13 protein-coding genes are annotated in these 18,304 nt (G+C 74.9%); 7 read left to right on the top strand and 6 right to left on the bottom strand.

Annotated features, from left to right (window positions below; genetic code table 11):
* Positions 1-65: 65 nt before the first annotated feature.
* Complete coding sequence (locus B056_RS0130935; protein ID WP_018505725.1) at positions 66-1,064, bottom strand: TerB family tellurite resistance protein; 999 nt, start codon at positions 1,062-1,064, stop codon at positions 66-68.
* A gap of 372 nt (positions 1,065-1,436) precedes the next feature.
* Here B056_RS0130935 and B056_RS0130930 point away from each other — a divergent pair, with 372 nt between their 5' ends.
* On the top strand, positions 1,437-1,793 hold the full coding sequence (locus B056_RS0130930) for a hypothetical protein (RefSeq protein WP_018505724.1): 357 nt from the start codon (positions 1,437-1,439) through the stop codon (positions 1,791-1,793).
* Positions 1,794-1,838: 45 nt separating this feature from the next.
* Here the strand turns inward: B056_RS0130930 and B056_RS38645 are convergent, their stop codons facing one another.
* Complete coding sequence (locus B056_RS38645; protein WP_018505723.1) at positions 1,839-2,753, bottom strand: proline dehydrogenase family protein; 915 nt, start codon at positions 2,751-2,753, stop codon at positions 1,839-1,841.
* Positions 2,754-2,988: 235 nt separating this feature from the next.
* On the opposite strand from B056_RS38645, the gene B056_RS0130920 reads away from it, so the two are divergent.
* Positions 2,989-5,004, top strand: a complete 2,016-nt coding sequence (locus B056_RS0130920) for a DUF7800 domain-containing protein (RefSeq protein WP_018505722.1) — start codon at positions 2,989-2,991, stop codon at positions 5,002-5,004.
* Positions 5,005-5,064: 60 nt separating this feature from the next.
* Here the strand turns inward: B056_RS0130920 and B056_RS0130915 are convergent, their stop codons facing one another.
* Together B056_RS0130915 and B056_RS0130910 are read right to left on the bottom strand one after the other, a co-directional pair.
* Entirely contained in the window at positions 5,065-6,402 is a 1,338-nt protein-coding gene (locus B056_RS0130915) for an ATP-dependent 6-phosphofructokinase (RefSeq protein ID WP_018505721.1), read from the bottom strand.
* A 428-nt stretch (positions 6,403-6,830) separates the two neighbouring features.
* Positions 6,831-7,898, bottom strand: coding sequence for a phosphotransferase enzyme family protein (locus B056_RS0130910; protein ID WP_020572806.1), 1,068 nt, complete (start codon positions 7,896-7,898; stop codon positions 6,831-6,833).
* 431 nt (positions 7,899-8,329) lie between these two features.
* On the opposite strand from B056_RS0130910, the gene B056_RS0130905 reads away from it, so the two are divergent.
* Positions 8,330-8,695: a DUF6011 domain-containing protein gene (locus tag B056_RS0130905; RefSeq protein ID WP_018505719.1), complete on the top strand. Its 366-nt coding sequence runs from the start codon at positions 8,330-8,332 to the stop codon at positions 8,693-8,695.
* Between the two features lie 170 nt (positions 8,696-8,865).
* Here the strand turns inward: B056_RS0130905 and B056_RS0130900 are convergent, their stop codons facing one another.
* Both B056_RS0130900 and B056_RS0130895 read right to left on the bottom strand, forming a co-directional pair.
* The gene (locus B056_RS0130900) at positions 8,866-10,092 is read right to left on the bottom strand and encodes a cobalt-precorrin-5B (C(1))-methyltransferase (protein ID WP_018505718.1); all 1,227 of its coding nucleotides are present in this window, start codon (positions 10,090-10,092) and stop codon (positions 8,866-8,868) included.
* An 8-nt stretch (positions 10,093-10,100) separates the two neighbouring features.
* A complete protein-coding gene (locus B056_RS0130895; protein ID WP_018505717.1) occupies positions 10,101-10,727 on the bottom strand; it encodes a precorrin-8X methylmutase in 627 nt (208 codons plus the stop codon).
* Positions 10,728-10,936: 209 nt separating this feature from the next.
* Between B056_RS0130895 and B056_RS0130890 the strand changes: the two genes are divergently transcribed.
* From B056_RS0130890 to B056_RS0130875, 4 genes are all read left to right on the top strand, one after another.
* Positions 10,937-16,108, top strand: coding sequence for an AAA domain-containing protein (locus B056_RS0130890; protein WP_018505716.1), 5,172 nt, complete (start codon positions 10,937-10,939; stop codon positions 16,106-16,108).
* Between the two features lie 100 nt (positions 16,109-16,208).
* Positions 16,209-16,673 (top strand): hypothetical protein, encoded by a 465-nt coding sequence (locus tag B056_RS0130885; protein WP_018505715.1) that lies wholly within the window; start codon positions 16,209-16,211, stop codon positions 16,671-16,673.
* 220 nt (positions 16,674-16,893) lie between these two features.
* On the top strand, positions 16,894-17,112 hold the full coding sequence (locus B056_RS0130880; protein WP_018505714.1) for a hypothetical protein: 219 nt from the start codon (positions 16,894-16,896) through the stop codon (positions 17,110-17,112).
* 269 nt (positions 17,113-17,381) lie between these two features.
* Complete coding sequence (locus B056_RS0130875) at positions 17,382-18,185, top strand: DUF3050 domain-containing protein (protein WP_026240345.1); 804 nt, start codon at positions 17,382-17,384, stop codon at positions 18,183-18,185.
* Positions 18,186-18,304: the final 119 nt, after the last annotated feature.

Below are 18,304 nucleotides of genomic sequence, written 5' to 3'. Positions count from 1 at the left end.
GCGGGCTGGCGGGCCGGGCGGCTGGCAGGTCAGGCGGCGGGGGCGGGGGCGGGGGCGGGGGCGGGTCAGGCGATGCGACGGGCGGCGTGCGTCGCGAACTCGGCGGCGTCCAGCCTGAGCACGTGCACGGCCTCAAGGACGACCGCCTGCTCGCTGGCGACGTACTCGCCGTCCACCCGCCCGATGACCTCGCCCAGATGGATCACCGCCGCCGCCTCCGCGGGCCGGTTGCGGACCTTGGCGATCTCGGCGAACGCGGCCGCCCGCCCGGCCTGCGGATCGGTGACGAGACGTCGCAGGTGCTCGTCGAAGAGGGCCTCGAGATCGTCCGGCGGGAAGTGCGACATGACCGGGTCGCTGGCCACGAACGCGCGCAGCCCCTCACGTTCCGCCGGGTCCACCCGGCCGTCCGCGGCTGTCACCAGCGCGCACATCGCCACCGCGGCGTCGCGGAAGGCGTGGCCGCGAAGTTCCTCCCGCCGCGCGGCGAGCTGCGCCCGCAGGGACGCGACGGAAAGCCGACGCCCGAGCCGCCCGACCTCACCGGCGCCCGGCGCGATGCCCCGCCAGACGGGCCATTCCTCGATGGCCCATCTGCGCACCGCCGTGGCGACCGGCAGCGGCCGGATCCGGGTGGTGATGAGCAGATCGGACTCGACGGGAACCAGGTCGTACCCCTGCCAACCGGACGGGACCGGTACCGCGGCGGGCCATTCGGCGGCGAACAGGATCGTCAGGGCGTGGCCCCGCGCGAGGTCGGCCGCGTTGCCCAGCTCGCCGCCCGCGTGCTCGGCCGCGCCGACGAAACGCCAGCCGGGCGGCCGCACCGCGGCCGGCCCACCGGGACGCCCGGCCGGCCGGTGGGCGGGGGCGGCGCCGAGGACCCCGAGGCCGCCGAGACCGGCCACGTGGCGGGCCAGCGCCTGCTCGGTGTTCTCCCCGGGTTCCACCGGGCCGCCCGGCAGCATGTGCCAGGTGTCGTCGGGCGGGCGGGCGAGCAGCACAGCGCCACCCATCCGGACGAGCAGGCGGGTCTCGAGCCGTATCGAGGCGGGCGAGGACATCGCGGTGAACCTCCCGGGGCCAGGACGAGGAGCGCGGTGCCCGCGTGGACAGGCCGCGCAGGACATCATCCCCCAGACGGGTGGTCCGCCGGCACGGGCCGCCGCGGCCGCCCGGTCACGGATGTGGTCCGGCCGTCACCGAAACGGACCGAAGCCGTCCGGCGGCCCGGAGCGGTGGCCCGCCGGTGGCATGAGTGGCCGGTCGCGCCTCGGCGCATCGATTCATCGCCGCTGGTGTAGTCCGGCGCATGTCGGGCATACCTACAACACGGACGAAATCTGCTTCCCGGCCCCGTTCTCGACCCGAGAGCGGCAGTAGCCGAGCCGCCGTCCGGTAATCCACCTTTCACGTCCTTGGAAGGACGGTGCGACATGCGCACGGTTGTCGCTGCGGCGGTCTTCGTCATCACGGCGGGGGTGGGCTCCGCCCTCGTCGGCGGCGCGGGCGGCGCCACGTGGGGCTACGCCCTCGTCGTACTGATCTCCGTCGGCGCCGCGTGGTTCGCCGGCCGGCACGCGCCCGGCAGCCGGTTGGGACTGGGCGACGGCACCTGCCCGGAGTGCCGGGGTGAGGGCCGGGCCTTCTACGGCAGCGGCCGCACGACCTACCGTCGCCGTTGCCGGGCGTGCCGCGGCTCCGGCTCGGCCCCCGCCGACCTGCGGATCCCCGAGGCACTGCTGCACCCGGGCACCCGGACCGACGGGGAGACCGTCCCCGTCGGGCACTGACGCCCTTCCGTCACCCGGCCGGCTGCGGCCAGGTTCGGTCGCGGACTACCGCGGGCGAACCGGCCGCGGCGAGCCGTACCCGACGTACGCCCTGGTCCGATAGCCCTCGGCGGCGAGCCGTCGATGCTCACGGCCGAGCGTGCCCGTCAGCGCCTGGAACTCGAAGCTGTCCCGGCGGCGGCCGACGTGCAGGGCCAGCCGGGCGGTGAGCGCGATCAGCCCCGGATCGTCCGTGGCGACCATGGGATAGCCCGGTCCGGCCATGAGGACACCCAGGCAGCCGGCGAACGCGCCGTGCCGGTCGAGCCTCGACCGGCGTATGCCGGTCGCCGTCGGCCTGGCCCGGACGGGTCCCGGGCACAACCGGACCCGGCAGCCCGGACGGGCGAGGTCCCGGCAGTCCCCCAGGGTGCGGGCCAGGCTGGTCCGCAGCAGGGCACCGGCCGTCGGGACGTCCCGGCGCAGCTCCTCCAGGGTCGCCAGCATCGCGTCGACCGCGGCCGGTTCGGCGCTGTCCAGCATGACGGTGTCCAGCGTGACGGTGGCGCCGACCTCATGGGCGCGGGCACAGACCTCGGCGGCGTTCCCGTGGGCGATTTTCGCGCCGTCCCGGGGTACGGCCTGGCCGACAGCCGCGAGCCGCAGGCTGATGTCGAGGTCGTCGGCGATCCCGGCGCGGTCGGCGAGGTCGAGCAGGGTCAGGTAGGAGGCGGTCGCGGCGGCCGCCGTCTCGGCGTCGGCCGCGACGGCCCCAATCCGGTCGATGCTCGCCAGCACCCGGGCGTCCGCGACCTGCGCGGCGCGGGTGAGCGCGTCCACCGGACCGGCCCCCGCCCGGTCGAGGCGGTCGACGAGCGCCCTGGCCGCGGGAACCCGCCCGGCCAGCTCACGGGCCCGCTCGGCGGCCGGCGGTCGCGCTGCCCGCCGCTCGGTCCGCCGCTCCGTCCCAGGGCGGATCACCGTCGGCTCCGCTGCGGACGAGCACCGGCAACCACCCACGATCGTGACTGTATGGACACAGATGAAAGCCTCACGTAACCGCCGGGCGCTGTCCAACCGAACGGCCCTCCGGATCGCCGCGGCGGGCGACCGGGATTCCGCCCCGGTGATCCGGTCCGCCACGGCTGGTCACCCACCCGCCGCCCGGGCCACCCCCGATGGGCGCCTCCCCCTGGGCACGGAGAGAGTAGGACGCATGGCCAGCCTCCTCCTCGGACCCATGCACCGGTATGCCGACGACCGCCACGTGTCCGTGTGGGTGGAGACCGACGAGCCCTGCACCGTCGAGGTCCGGTCCAGCCCCGGCTTCAACGCCGGCCTCGGCTCCGGGCCCGAGGCCGAGGCCGGCCCACCGCCCGGGCCGCGCGCGGCGGCGCCGACCTTCGCCGTCGCCGGGCACCACTACGCGCTGGTCGTGGTCGACGGCCTCGAACCGGGCACCGTCTACCCGTACGAGGTCTGGCTCACCCCGGCGAGTGGGCCATCGACCGACCCGACGGGTGAGCCATCGGCCGACCCGGCGGTGTGCGTCTGGCCCGAGCCGGGCAGCCCGCCCAGCCTGCTGCGGCCGGTGGGCGGCGGCCGTCCCGTCCGGCTGGTGTTCGGCTCGTGCCGGGTGACCGCGCCGCAGGAGAGGCCGTACACGCTGTCCCCCGGCGAGGACCCACGCGGCCTGGGCACCGACGCTTTGCACGCCCTGGCGCTGCGCCTGACCGAGACACCGCCGCACACCTGGCCCGACGCGCTGCTGCTGCTCGGCGACCAGGTCTACGCGGACCACGTCTCGCCGACGACCGCGGCCCGGATCCGGACCCGGCGCGACATCACTGTGCCGCCCGGCGAGGAGATCGCGGATTTCACCGAGTACGCCTGGCTTTACCAGGAGGCCTGGTCACAGCGGGAGATCCGCTGGCTGCTCTCGACCGTCCCGACCGCGATGATCGCCGACGACCACGACATCCGCGACGACTGGAACATCTCCGCCGCCTGGCGCGCCGAGATCCGGTCGCAGCCGTGGTGGGACACCCGGATCACCAGCGGGATCATGGCGTACTGGCTGTACCAGCACCTGGGCAACCTGGATCCGGGCACGCTCGCCGCAGATCCGGTGTTCACCGCGGTCACCGCGACGGCCGCCGGCGGCGAGGACGGCGAGAACCTGCTGCGCGCCTTCGCCCGGCGCGTCGACCGGATGCCGGATCTCGGAGCGCTCGCGTCCGACCACGACGAGGACGACGGCGGCGCCGGGACCGGGACCGGCCAGGGCACCGGAACGCTGGCCGGCGAGCGCCCGCCGACCCCGCCGCGCTGGAGCTACCGCTGGGACCTCGGCCGTACCCGGCTGATCGTCATCGACTCCCGCTTCGCCCGGGTCGTGGCCCCCGACGGGACCCGCGCCATGGTGCACGACGCCGACTGGTCCTGGGTCCGGGACCAGACCCGGCACACCGGCGAGGTCGATCACCTGCTGCTCGGGACGTCCGTGCCGTACCTACTCACCCCGACGATCCACAACGTCGAGGCGGTGAGCGAACGACTGGCCTCCGGCCGCTTCGGACGGATCGCGTCCGCCGGGGCGGAACGGCTGCGCCAGGCGCTCGACCTCGAGCACTGGGCCGCGTTCAGCGACTCGTTCGTCCGGATGACCCAGTTGCTCCACCAGGTGTCGACCGGCGAGCACGGCCCGGCTCCCGCGAGTGTCGTGGTGCTGTCCGGGGACGTCCACCACGCCTATCTGGCCAGGGCCGAACCGGCCCGCGACCCGGTCGCGGCGACTCGGCTGCCCGCCGACCTCGGTGCCGGCACCCACCTCACCACGACCGGCGACACCGGCACCCACCGCACCGGAACCGGCGGCGACAGGAGCGGAAGCGGCGGCGACGACACAGCCCAGTCGGGCGGCACGGACGGTGAGTCGGCGGTGTGGCAGGCGGTGTGCTCGCCCTTCCGCAACCCGCTCGGGCCCGGCATCCGCCGGATCGACGCGCTCTCCCGCCGCCGCCCACTCGCCACCACCGCCGGCCGGATCGCCCGCCTGCTGGGCACACGGGGACAGCCCGTGCGCTGGAAGACGACCCACGGGCCGTGGTTCGACAGCCAGCTCGCCACCCTCGTGCTGGACGGCCGCGGCGCGACCATGCTCCTGGAGAAGACCGAGCCGGACGGCGATCCGGGCGGCCTGGACGAGGTCATGCGCGCGACGCTGAGCTGAGCCTCCCCGCGCCGCGCCGCGCCGCCATATCGCTGTCGCGGTGCGCGGGGTCGACGCCGGTCAGCCGAAGCGGTAGGGCTGGCCGGTGGCCTCCAGGACCGACATCCACAGGTCACCGGCCGGGTCGACCTGGTTGCGCTGGCTGACGGCGAGCGCGATCGGGATGTGGATGAACCGGCGGCGCCAGCGCCCGACGACCATCTCCGTCCGCCCGGACATCGCGGCGTGCACCGCCGCGTGCGCCAGCCGGATCGTGTAGACGTTGTCGTACGGGTTCGCCGCCACGCTGCGGATGTGGTAGCTCGGATCGATGTACTTCAGGTTGAGCTCGGCGCCGCGGGCGGCGAAGTCCTCGGTGATCCGCCGGGAGAGCTCCGGGCCGATGTCGTAGAGCTTGCGGTTCCCCGAGGCGTCGGACGATTCGGGCAGGCCGGCCACGAGATCCTGCCCGGCACCCTCCGCCACGACGACCACGGCGTGGCCCCGCTTCTCGACCCGCCGGCGGATGTAGGCCAACAGGCCCCGCTCCCCCTCCAGGGTGAAGGGCAGCTCCGGGATGAGCACGACGTCCGCGTCGCTCTTGGCCAGCACCGCGTAACAGGCGATGAAGCCGGAGTGCCGACCCATCAGCCGGACTATGCCGACCCCGCCGGGAGCCGAGGTCGCCTCCGCGTACGCCGCGCGGATCGACTCGGCGGCCTTCGCGAACGCGGTCTGGAACCCGAAACTCTGGTCGATGTAGGGGATGTCGTTGTCGATCGTCTTCGGGATGCCGACGACCGCGATCTTCTCGCCGCGCTCGGTGACGATGCGGGAGATCGCCCGCGCGCCGCGCAGGGTGCCGTCACCACCGATCACGAACAGGATGTTGATGTTCATCCGGGACAGGCAGTCGACGATCTCGGCCGGGTCCTGCTGACCGCGGGAGGTGCCGAGGATCGTGCCGCCGTCCTCGTCGATGTTCGCCACCCGCTCCGGGGTGAGGTCGACGACGCTGTGCCCGTACTTGGCGACGAAACCCTGGTAGCCGTGCCGGAAGCCGAAGATCCGGTTGACGCCGTAGTGGTTGGTCAGCTCGAGCACCAGCCCACGGATGACGTTGTTCAGGCCGGGGCAGAGCCCCCCGCAGGTCACGATTCCGACCCGGGTCTTGGACGGGTCGAAGTAGATCTTGCGGCGTGGGCCGGCGGGCTCGAAGCCCGGCAGCTCGTCCAGCGGCACCTTCCGCGCGGAGATCATCGAAACGGTGTCGTCGAAGAGGACCTTGTCGCCCTCGTCGATGTAGTGCTGGGTCGTCGGCCGCGCACCGAGCAGCGGGAGCAGCGGTGAGTCGATCCGGCACGGGCCGAGGCTGCGAACATCCAGCTCGGCGCCGTCGACAGTCAGCGGCTCGTCCACGGCCCCCCGATTCCGACACCGCTGCGGTCCCCCGACGCCCGACTGGATCGGACCACGATCGCCCCAGCTCCCTTCCGGTTCTCGGACCGAGCGTACCGGTCCGGACGACTCGCCCACCGTCGCCGTCCGCCGGGCAACCCGGTCATCGTGCGGCGGACACCGTCCGATCACCACCACGCAAGGTGGATGGTGCGCAACCGACATCTCGCGGACGTCCCCGAGGCGGCCTCCGGACCGGCCCGCCGTCCCCACCCAACCCATTCCCGCCACCCAGGACGCGACGCCCCGATAACCACCGTGGGACGGGCGGACCAGAGCAGGGCTGCACCGGGGCGGGAACGGAGGGGACCAGACCGGACTACGGGCGGGAGGGTGCGGGAGGGTGTGGAAGGCCCGGGATCTTTGGGAGGCCCGGGGCAGGGCCCCGGTCAGGTATCCGGGAGCAGGGTGCCGGTCAGGTAGCGGTGCGCGAGCTCGGCGGTGTCCCGGGCGTACGCGGCGGCGTCCGGGACGGCGTCGGAGTGCGGATGGGTGCCCAGCCAGGCGACGAGCAGCAGCCGGCGCAGCAGGACCAGCGTCGGCACGACGGCGAGGTCCTCCGGCCCGAGCGGGCGGTGGGCCCGGTAGGCCTCCAGCCAGGCCGCGGCCAGCGCCGGCAGGGCGGGACTGTGCTCGATGAACGACAACGCCGCGGCGAGGTCGTAGAGGTACCAGCCGAAGCCGCAGTCATCGAAGTCGATCACGTTGATCACCGGATCGGACCGCCCGGCGGCCGGGTGGGCCACGAGCAGGTTGGCCAGGCGCATGTCCGCGTGGATCAACCCGAAGCGGCCCGGCCCGCGGCCATAGGCGGCGAGGCCGCGTTCCACCTCCGCCGCGGCCGGCTCGAGCATCGCGATCAGGCGCCCGGCCTCGCCGGGCAGCGCCGCCGCCACCCCGGCGCGCCAGTTCCCCCACCGCGCCCCCGGTCCGAGCGTCGCATGCCAGGACCAGGCGAACCGTCGGAAGCCGGTGGGCCTGGACCAGCGGGCGGCATGGTCGTGCATCCGGCCGGCGATGTCCCCGAGGAGGCCGAACGAGGAGATCAGCCCGGCGGTGTCGCCGAGCTCGGGCGAGTCCCCGTCGACCCATTCGAACAGCACCGCGTGCCGGAGCGCGTCCCCCGACCGGACGGTGGTCACCACCGAGCCGAACCGGTTCGCCACCACCGGGGGCGTGGCCACCACCTCCTCGGCCCGAAGCGCCGCCACCCAGGCCAGCTCGGCGGCGATCTCGGCGGCATCGTGATAGCCCGGCCGGTGCAGCCGCAGCGCCCAGCGGCGGCCGCCGGCCGCATCGTCGATCCGGTACGTCATGTTCTCGGAGACGTTGACCAGCGTCGGCGACGGGGCCGGCCCCAGGTCGTACACGGCCAGGACGTCGGCCAGCGCCCCGGCGAGCTCGAGCAGCCCGCCGGTGACCACGCCGGCCCCGCCCCCCGGTTCACCGGTCCCCACCGTGTCCGCCCCCTCACCGCTCAGGAGTCCGCCAGCACCCCACCCGCCCACCCGCCCACCCGGCCGCTCGGTTCCCAGGCACCTCAGCCGATGCGAGTTGTCGCAGCAGCGTATGGAGTGGCTGAGCCAACTCGCATCGCCGCACCACCCCGTCCGGTCCGCTCGCGGTGTGGAGGAGGGTTGTCGGGTCGGTGCGGGGCCGGGATTACCGGGTGGGCTGGAGGTGCCCGACAATCACTCGCGTGGCGCCCGCGGAATTTCTCCCGACCACGCTTCCTTTCCCTTCTTCCGACGCGCCGTCCGACCTTCTTCCGGCGTGCCGGACGGCCGGCCGGCACGGGCTGGGAAATCATGGTCGACGGTTCCGGGAATTCCCACCGGAGGGCGGGCCGGAAGATATCATTGGGATACGCACTCCGAGGGGAGCCGACATGACCGTCCCCAGCGCCACCGCTTCCACCCCCACCATCTCAGCCACGCCCACCCTGTGCCTGCGTTGCGGCCGCGCGCTCACCAGCCCGCTCAGCGTCGCCGTGGGGCTCGGGCCCGGGTGCACGCGCCACATCCGCCACACCGCGCCGACCCTCACCGGCTACTCCGACCGGCAGCTCGAGGATGCTCTCGAACTGCTCGAACTCGGCGGCCTCACCCCGCTGCGCGGCCGCCGGGTGTGGCTCACCATCGGCCATCGCGGCGCCACCTATCGAACCGCCGTCACCGGGCACTGCACCTGCCTCGCGGGGCTGCACGGAAAGCCCTGCCATCACGCGGCCGCCGTTCACCTCGTCGCCGCGTAGCCGCATCACCGTTTAGCCGCATCATCACGCGGCCGCATCATCACTCGGCCGGGTCGCCGTGCGGTCGGGTCACCCGGTAGTCGGCTGGTCGCGTGGTCAACGGTCCCACCACCGGCCCGCGGCGAATTCCGCGGAATTCGCCGCGGGCCGCGGTCTGGTTTCGACGCCGGTCAATCCGGTTTCGACCCCGGTCCGCGGGTCCCGTCCGAATACCCCACCACCGTTCCGGCCCGGTCGATGACGAGGACGTCGACCGTCACCGGCGCCTCGCGCAGAACCTCGCGGGCGGTCCCGTGGGCGTCGGCGGCGACGAGATCACCGAGAGCTATCCCCGCGGTGGCGCAGACCCGCAGCGCTCCGAGGGCGGTGTTGGCCCCGAGGACCGCGGCCTGAAGATCCGCGCCCGCTCCGGCGGAGCCGGCGAGCGCGGCGAGACCGGCGAGGTCGACGTGCGAGCGGCCCGAGTGCAGGTCGAGGTGCCCGGCAGCGAGTTTCGCCAGCTTGCCGACCCCGCCGACGACCGTCAGCCGCGGGATCGGGTGCCGCCGCAGGTACTTCAGCACGGCTCCGGCGAAGTCACCCATGTCGAGCAGGGCGTCGTCGGGAAGGCCGTACCGCTCGCGGGCGACCTGTTCCGAGGTGCTGCCGGTGCACGCGGCCACATGCCGGTGCCCCGCCGCACGGGCCACGTCGATGCCACGGCGAATGCTGTCTATCCACGCGGAACATGAATAGGGGACGACTATTCCGGTGGTGCCGAGGATCGACAGCCCCCCGAGGATCCCCAGCCGCGGATTCCAGGTGCGGGTCGCGAGCTCCGCTCCGCCGTCCACACCGATCTCGATCTCGATGTCGACGGCGTCCGGCCCCGGACCCGCCTCCAGACCGATGCCGTGGGCCGCGGCGACCTCGGCGACGGCGGCGCGCATCATCCGGCGGGGCACCGGGTTGATCGCAGGCTCCCCCACCCCCAGCGGAAGGCCCGGCCTGGTCACCGTGCCCACTCCCGCGCCGGCCCGGAACACCACTCCGGTTCCCGGCGACCCGCGACGGACCGACGCCGTCACGACGGCGCCGTGGGTGACGTCGGGGTCGTCCCCGGCATCCTTGATCACGGCCACGGTGGCCGAGTACGGCCCGAGCGACTCCCGGGCCAGCGCGAACGCCGGCCGGGCCCCGCCGGGCAGGGTGATGGTCACCGGATCGGGGAACTCGCCGGTCAGCAGGGCGGTGTACGCGGCCGTCGCCGCCGCCGTCGCACAGGCGCCGGTGGTCCAGCCGTACCGGAGCGTGCCGCGGTCGGCACCGGACCGCCGGCCCGACCGCCCGCCGACGGGCTCCCGGTCGGAAGCCGTGGAAGCCACGGGAGCCGGGTCGGCGGCCGGTTCCGTCCCCACCGGTCCGGTCAGTCCTCGTCGCGGGCGAGGGCGTTCACGGCCGCCGCGGCCATCGCGCTCCCGCCACGCCGGCCCCGGACCACAAGGTGCTCGAGCCCGCTCGGGTGGGCGACCAGGGCCTGCTTGGACTCCGCCGCCCCGACGAAGCCGACCGGCGCCCCGACGACGGCGGCCGGGCGACCGGCGCCGTCCTCGACCAGCTCGAGCAGGCGGAACAGCGCGGTCGGGGCGTTGCCGACGACCACCACCGCCCCGTCGAGACGGTCGCGCCACAGCTCCACCGCGGCGGCGGTGCGGGTGGTTCCCGAGCGCCGCGCGAGCTCCGGCACCCCGGGGTCCGCGAGCGTGCAGACGACGGGATTGTCCGCGGGCAGCCGGCGGCGGATCACCCCGGCGGCGACCATCGCCGTGTCGCAGAGCACCGGCGCGCCGGCGGCGAGCGCCGACCGCGCCGCGGCGGCCACCCCGGGAGAGAACTCGACGTCACGCACGAGGTCGACCATCCCGCAGGAGTGGATCATTCGTACGACGACGTGGGCGAGGTCGGCGGGCAGGCCGGTCAGGTCCGCCTCGGCGCGGATCGTCGCGAACGACAGGCGGTAGATCTCGTCGGCGTCGCGCAGGTAGCCGGTCATCGGGCGGCGACCGGGCCGATCAGGCCGATCAGGCGGGCGAGCACCCGCGGAGCATATGTGGGCAGGTCGCCGTGCGCACCCGACCCGGCGGCGGGCTGCGCGAGGGTTCTGTCGGCGCGGCGCCGTATCGTCGCGGTGTCCCGCCAGCCCGGCCCGTGCGGGCGGCCGGGGCGCTCCGCGCCACCTGACCCACCCGCCGGAGGAGTCCGATGTCCGCCCTCGACCTGGTCAAGAGCCGTTCGCTCCGCCTGCTCGACTATCTGGCCGCGCTCGCCACCGACCTGCGCGGTGCGCCGCGCCGCCGCCTGGCCGAGTACTCGCCGGTGCCGGTGCTGCCGCGTGACGTGCCGGTGCACGCGGCCGTACGGCTCGGGCCCGGCGAGACGCGGGCCAGCTGGCTGGAGGTCGGCAAGGTCGCCGTGCCGGAGCCACCGCGGGTCCCCCGGGAGCTTTATCCCTACATCGGCGGGGTGGCGGTGCTGCCGGCGGCACCGCCGGCGCTGCCGGTCGATCTGCCCGAGCGGGCGGCCGGGCGCGGTGAGGATCCCGCCGCCGTCACCCGCGCCCATGCCCGGTGGGTTCATGATTCCTGGCAGCCCTGGGCGGCGCCGGCCCGGGCGGCACACGCCGCCCGGCACCTCTACGAGCGGCTGTTCGACCTCCGGTTGCGGCACGCCGCCGACACCGCCGGGCTGCAGCTCGTCTGGGGCCACTCGGTGCTGAGCTGGCAGCCGGCCGCGGCGGCCGGTGCCGAGCAGGTGATCGTCGAGCACCCCCTCCTGCTGACTCCCGTGCGGGTCGAGGTCGATCAGGACACCGGCCTCATCCGGGTGTCGCCGGACGGTTCGACCACACTGGAGACCGATCCGGTGCGGGGCCTGGAGGCACCGGAGCTCCGGTCGCTGCCCGGCCTGCGCGACCGGCTGCGCACGGACCCGCCGGACGTATGGGATCCGGCCGAGCTCGCCGAGCTCCACGACCAGCTGGTCGCGCCGCTCGGGCTGGACGCCGCCGTCCTGCCCGGGCCTGACCTGCCGTCCCCGGGGCGGGACGCCCGCGTCGTCGACACATGGGCGTTGTTCCTGCGGCCGCGGCCCGCCACCGGCGCGCGTTTCTACAGCGAGCTGCGCGAGGCGATGGCCGAGCTCGACTTCCTGCCCGAGGCGGTCGCCGCCGTCGTCGCACCGGACGCGCTGGTCACCGAGGCGCTCGCCGAGGCCCGCCACGGGCCTGCCGGCGCCGGGGACCCGGATCCGATCGGCCGCGGCGCCGACGACGGCTGGGCGGCGACCGGGGCCCGGCTGCTCATGCCACTGCCCACCAACGACGACCAGGAGCGGGTGGCGACCCAGCTGGCGACGTCCCGCGGCGTCACCGTGCAGGGCCCGCCGGGCACGGGCAAGAGCCACACCATCGCCAACCTGGTGTGTCACCTGGTGGCGCACGGGCGCCGGGTGCTCGTGACCGCGCAGGACGAGCAGGCGCTGGTGGTCCTGCGGGAGAAGATCCCCGCCGAGCTGCGGCATCTCTCCGTCGCCGTTCTCGGTTCCAGCCAGGCCGACATCGAGGAGCTGCGTGCCTCGGTGGTGGAGATCCAGGCCGCCGTCGCCGATGTCGACCTGCGTACCGAGACCCGTCAGGTGGCCGGGCTCGCCGCCGAGCTGGACGCGGCGCGTTCCCGCACCCGCGCGCTGGAGCTCGAGCTGGTGGAGCTGCTGCGCGGCGAGGAACGCGAGTTCGAGCTGCCGCACGGCCGGGCGCGGGCCGCGGACGTCTCCGAGTGGCTCGCGCGCAACGAGCGCGAGCTCGGGCGCATCCCCGACCGGCTCGACCCGGCGGCGCCGGTGCCCCTGCGGCCGGACGAGCTGGCCGACCTGGTCACGCTGGCCCGGCGGATCCCCCCCGACGAGGCGGCGGCCGCGGGCCGGTCGCTGCCGGATCCGACCGCGCTGCCCGGCGCCACCGCGCTGTCCGCGCTGTTCCACCGGTTGGCCGAGCTGGGCTCCGGTGTGGCCGAGGCGGAGCGCGCCGGGCTGACCGCCACCGCGGTCGATCGGCTGGGCGAGGCCGGGCTCGCCCAGCTGCGCGCCGAGGCCCTGGCCGGCGCGGCGGCGCTGCGCGCGGTCGAGGAGCCGTGGCTGGTGACCCTGCGCGACCAGTGCGGCTCCTCGCCGCGCCTGGCCGACTTCTGGCGCGGCCAGGCGGCGGAGCTCGCGGCGGCTGTCACCGCGCTGCACGCCCTGCACGGCCGGGTGTTCGGGCATACCGCCCAGGTCCCGGGCGGCGACCCCCGGGACCAGCTCCGGCTGCTCGGCGAGCTGCGCGAACGCCTCGCCGGCGGGCGCGGCCTGCCCCGGTTCGGTGGTCGGGAGCTGCGGGAGTTCGCCGAGCGGCTGATCGTCGACGGCTATCCGGCGAGGACGGTCGCCGACCTCGACATCGCGGCCGCGATGATCGAGGCGCGGGTGCGGTCCGCGGCGGCGCTCACCCGTCAGGCCGACATCGCCGTCCAGCTCGGCGCGCCGCCCCTGGCCGAGGGGCCCGGCGGCGGCGAGGCGGGGGTGTTCGTCACGCTGCCCGCCCTCGACGCGGTGAGCGCCGCGATGGCCGCCGCGCTCGACTGGGATCGCGGCCCCGGCCCGGCGCTGGCCGGCCGGCTGCGCGCGGTCTTCCCGGCGCTGCCCGACCGCCCCACCGCCGCGGACCTGCTCGGTCACGCCGAGCTGCTCGAGCTCGCCGGGGCCCGGATCGCGCAGCGGGCCGCCGAGGCCGAGCTCGCCGGCCTGGCCGAGCTGCTGCGGATCGGCCGGCACGCGCCTGAGGCGAGCGTGCTGTGGTCGGAGCTGGCCGAGGCGCTGCGGAGCCGGGATCCCGACGCCTGGGCCCGGGTGTTGGAGGAGTCGGCGCGGCTGTGTGCGCTGCGTCCGGCGGTCCGCCGGCGCGCCGAGCTGGCGGACCGACTCGCCGCGGTGGCCCCGCGCTGGGCCGGGCTGATCCTCGCCGATCTCGGCGATGCCTCCACCTGCGGCGATCCCGGGCAGCTCACCGGCCTGTGGCGGTGGCGGCAGGCCGAGAGCTGGCTCGACGACCTTCACTCCGGTGCCGACGTCCCGGCGTTGCAGCGGCGTCTCGACGATGCCACCGAGAGCGTCCACCGGCTCGTCCTCGAGGTCGCCCGCCGTTCCGCCCGGCTCGCGCTGGCGAACAATCTCGGGCCGGAGCAGCGGCAGGCCCTCACCGGGTGGGTGCAGGCGCTGAGCCGCATCGGCAAGGGGACGGGCCGGTTCGCGGGCCGCTGGCGGGCCGAGGCGCGCGGGCACATGACGGCGGCGATGGGCGCCGTCCCGATCTGGATCATGCCGATCCACCGGGTGATGGAGAGCTTCGACCCCCGGGTGAACGACCCGTTCGACGTCGTGATCGTCGACGAGTCCAGCCAGTGCGACGTGCTCTCGCTCGGCGTGCTCAGCCTGGGCCGCAAGGCGGTCGTCGTGGGTGACGACCAGCAGACCAGCCCGTCGGCCGTCGGTATCCCCCGCGACCGGGTCTTCGCGCTGATCGAGGATCACCTGCCCGACGTCGCGCACCGCTCGCTGCTCGACGTCGAGGCGAGCCTCTACGACACCGCGACACGGGTGTTCCCGCGCACCGTGGTGCTCAAGGAGCACTTCCGCTGCCTGCCGGAGATCATCGGCTTCTCCAACCGGTTCTACGACCACCAGATCCTGCCGCTGCGGGAGACACCCGAGGTCACGGTCGGTCCGCCGCTGCGCCCGGTCCGGGTGGCCGGCGGCGGGCGGGCACCGGGCAGGTTCGGCGACGCCAACGCGGTGGAGGCGGCCGCCGTCGTCGACCAGGTCGTCGACTGCTGTGCCGACCCGGCCTACGACGGGATGACGTTCGGCGTGGTGACCCTGCTCGGCGCCGGCCAGCCCCGGCTGATCGAGCACAGCCTGGTCGAGAAGCTCGGGGAGGAGGAGTACGTCCGCCGCCGGATCCGGGTGGGCGACCCGTACCAGTTCCAGGGGGACGAACGGGACGTCATCTTCGTCTCCGTGGTCGCCGACGACAACCGCTCGGCGGCCACCCGGCGCCGTGACATGCAGCGGGTCAACGTCGCCGCGAGCCGGGCCCGGGACCAGCTCTGGGTCTTCCACACCGTGGCCCCGGAGACGCTGCGCGACGACGATGTGCGCCGCCAGCTCATCGAGTACATGTACGCCGCCCGGGCCCCCGGCGAGGTGGCCCGGCTGCAGGACCTGTGCGAGAGCGAGTTCGAACGGGCGGTGCTGCGCGAGATCCTCGCCCGGGGATTCCGGGTGCGCCCACAGCATCCGGTGGGGCGCTTCCGCATCGACCTGGTGATCGAGGGCGAGAGCGCCCGGATCGCCGTCGAGTGCGACGGGGACCGCTACCACGGCCCGGAGCAGTGGGAGGCCGACCTGCGCCGCCAGCGCGTCCTCGAGCGGCTCGGCTGGACCTTCTGGCGGATCAGGGGCTCGGAGTTCTACCGGCATCCCGCCCGCACTCTCGACGGGCTGTGGCGGCGTCTCGACCAGCTGGGCATCCGCCCGGCACCGGTGAGCCCCACGCCGCCGGACCCGGCACCGCGGGTGCCATGGGCGCCGATCGCCCCGACGGTCCCGACGGCGCGGATCGCGCCGGACACCCAGCCGACCGCCGGCACCCCACCAACCGCCAACATCCCGCCGGCCGCCAACATCCCGCCGACCGCCGGCACCCCGGTCGGCCCGACGGGTCCGGGCGTCCCGCCCGGGGTGCCCTACCAGCGGCCCGAGCCGCCCGGGGAGACCACCGGCACCGGACCGGTGCGCGCGGAACCGACGTCGCACACCGGCCTCAGGTCGGTCGGGGCGGGGAGCGCCGTCCCGGCCGGATACCGCCATGCCGGGTGGGTTCGGCCGGAGGAGGCCGCGGCCGTGCTCGACGCGCTGGCCCTCGCGCGGGACGTTCCGGTCGGCGCGACCGGCGGGCGGGCCCGCATCGTCGCGCTCGACCCGTGCGACCTCCTGCTCGCCCATCCGGAGCTCGCGGCGTCGTCGGGGTCCGGTGGTGGTGAGGTCGAGCCCCAGCCCGCGGCCGCCGTGCTGCTGCGCCCGCGGCCAGGTCCGAACGCGGGCGGGCGCCGGATCACCTGGCTCTCCGAACGCGAGGCGCGGGCGGTGCTGCGGGCCGCGGACCGGCGCCGCGACCAGCCGGTCGACGTGTCCGACCGCACCGGCACCGGTCCGGGTGCTCCCGCCGGGCCCGGCGGGAGCACCCGGACGGGCCTCGTGCAGTACTTCCCCGAGGAGTCGGAGGTCGCCCGGCGGTACGGCTCGGTGACCAGGCTGCTGCGCGCCGAGCCCGCGAACGGATGACCACCGAACCGGGGTCGGCTGGGGTGCCGGCGGCTGGCTGGGAGCGGGGGCTGGCTGGGAGCGGGGGTTGGTTGGGAACGCCGGCGGCTACCCTCGGGTGATGCCGGCACGCCGTTCCGTCCGCGCGTCGCTGCTCTGGGCGGCGTTGCTGGCGGTGCTCGGGCTGGTCGGCGCCACGCCGAACGCGCTGAGCCAGGCCGCGGCGGGGGTGAGCTGGCCGACCGGCGTCGCCGCGGTCGCACCGGCGGCCGCGGCGACTGACGGCTCGGCCTCCCCGGCCGCTCTCGACGGGCCGCCCTCCCCAGGCGCCCTGACGAGCGCCTCGACCGCGGTCGCGCAGATCCCCACGGATCTGGCGCGGGCCCGGTTCGACGGCAGGCCGCCGATGGTCGGCCCGCAGCAGCGCTCCGATCAGCAGCTCCTCTCGCTGGGCACCGCGCTGGGCGTTCTCACGGTGGGTGCCGCCTGGCTGTCGCCGGGCCGGCGCTCCGCCGGGCGCGCCCGGTCCGCGCGCCGCGGCGGCCCCGGGCCACGCGCGCCACCACGGTCGCCCGCCCGCGCGTGACCCGACCGACTGCCCCGAGGGGAGCGGACTCCACGCCCCGCTGACATCCGTGTCGCGGCTCGCTGAACCGAACAGCCGCGTCGTACCCGTCGGTCACCGCGCCGCGGGCGCCGGATCCGGGTCCCTCCCCGGTCCGCGCGCAGGCCGTGGTCGACGCGTCCCGCTACGCGTCCGTGTCACCGGACCGTGGAGCGGCTCCTCCGGACCTTCCAGGAGCCGTATGAATCCCGAGTTCGAATGGGGCCGCCTGCTGATCGCGGTCGTCCTGCTCGCCGTCATGTTCGCCGTGCCGCTGGTCTTCGTCGTCCGGGACCACCTGGCCGACCGGCGGCGCTACGGCGAGGCGGCGCTCGCCGCGCCCATCCGCTACACACCGGACGGGCGCCGCTACCGCGAGGGCTACCCGCCGTCCGGCGAGAACCCGCGGCAGCGGCCCTGACAGTGCCGCCCGATCCGGGGCGGTCGGCGCGGCGCCCGCGCCGGCCGCCCCGGCCACCCCGGCCGGGCCAGCACGCCAGCCGCCCGGCCTGGCCTGGCACACCGGCCGTCCCGCCAGGCCAGGCCGAGTAGCGGCAGGAAGCTGCCGGCGCGCTACCGGTGCGCTACCGGAGACGGGAAACCTGCTCCCACCCGGTCCCGCACGGGCCGTCCGGTCGCCGGACAGCCGCGGATGGCCGGTTCCTCAGGCCGTCGAAAGGTGGATGACCCGTGCCGAGTCGTTATTCCTGGGGTGGCGCCCATCCGTCGGTCCGGTGGCTCCAGGAGGAGATAACCCCCGCCCGGGACGACGTCCTCACGCATGTCGTGTACGGCCGCCTGGTGACCCCGGACGACGTCACGACCTTCATGACCAGCCACGTGTTCGCGGTCTGGGACTTCATGTCCCTGCTGAAGACCCTGCAGCGCAGGCTGACCTGTGTCGACGTGCCGTGGATGCCGACCCCGCACCGGGACTGCCGCCGTCTGATCAACGAGATCGTCCTCGTCGAGGAGAGCGACGAATACGGCGACTCCTACATCAGCCATTTCGAGTTGTATCTCCAGGCGATGGCGGAGGCCGGGGCGGACACCGGGCCGATCGAGCGGTTCCTCGCCGAACTGGCCGCCGGTACCCCGGTTCCGGAGGCGATCACCCGCGCCCAGGTGCCGGCCCCGGCCGCCGGGTTCGTGCGTCTGACCTGGGACCTGCTGAGCTCCGCGCCGCCGCACGCCCTGGCCGCGGCGTTCGCCTTCGGGCGCGAGGACCTGATCCCGGAGATGTTCACCCAGGTCCTCGGCGGAAACGTCGGCTTCTCGACGTTCCGGGACTACCTGTCCCGGCATGTGGCCGTCGACGGGGAGCAGCACACCCCGATGGCGATGGAGATGCTGGTGGCGCTGGCCGGCGACGACCGGGAGCGGTGGCGGGAGTGCGCCACCGTGGTGCGGGACTGCCTGCGGGCCCGCGCGGCGCTGTGGGACGGCATCGCCGACTCCCTCCCGGAGCGGCGCCCCGTCCAGCGGGTCTCCTGACCTCCGCCACACAGGCCGCACAGGCCGCACAGGCCCGGTGACACCGCGGACAACACCGCGAGAACCACAGACATCACGAATACCGCAAGCACCGCTTCGTCATCTCACCCTCCGGCCGT

The organism is Parafrankia discariae, assembly GCF_000373365.1.
Classification (GTDB): domain Bacteria; phylum Actinomycetota; class Actinomycetes; order Frankiales; family Frankiaceae; genus Parafrankia; species Parafrankia discariae.
Note: the sequence above shows the minus strand (reverse complement) of the source record. Positions and strands in the feature narration are given on the sequence as shown.

Coding starts and splice junctions, on each gene's coding strand:
- B056_RS0130935 (WP_018505725.1), bottom strand. CDS start 1,064: ATGTCCTCGCCCGCCTCGATACGGCTCGAGACCCGCCTGCTCGTCCGG.
- B056_RS0130930 (WP_018505724.1), top strand. CDS start 1,437: ATGCGCACGGTTGTCGCTGCGGCGGTCTTCGTCATCACGGCGGGGGTG.
- B056_RS0130920 (WP_018505722.1), top strand. CDS start 2,989: ATGGCCAGCCTCCTCCTCGGACCCATGCACCGGTATGCCGACGACCGC.
- B056_RS0130905 (WP_018505719.1), top strand. CDS start 8,330: ATGACCGTCCCCAGCGCCACCGCTTCCACCCCCACCATCTCAGCCACG.
- B056_RS0130895 (WP_018505717.1), bottom strand. CDS start 10,727: ATGACCGGCTACCTGCGCGACGCCGACGAGATCTACCGCCTGTCGTTC.
- B056_RS0130890 (WP_018505716.1), top strand. CDS start 10,937: ATGTCCGCCCTCGACCTGGTCAAGAGCCGTTCGCTCCGCCTGCTCGAC.
- B056_RS0130885 (WP_018505715.1), top strand. CDS start 16,209: ATGCCGGCACGCCGTTCCGTCCGCGCGTCGCTGCTCTGGGCGGCGTTG.
- B056_RS0130880 (WP_018505714.1), top strand. CDS start 16,894: ATGAATCCCGAGTTCGAATGGGGCCGCCTGCTGATCGCGGTCGTCCTG.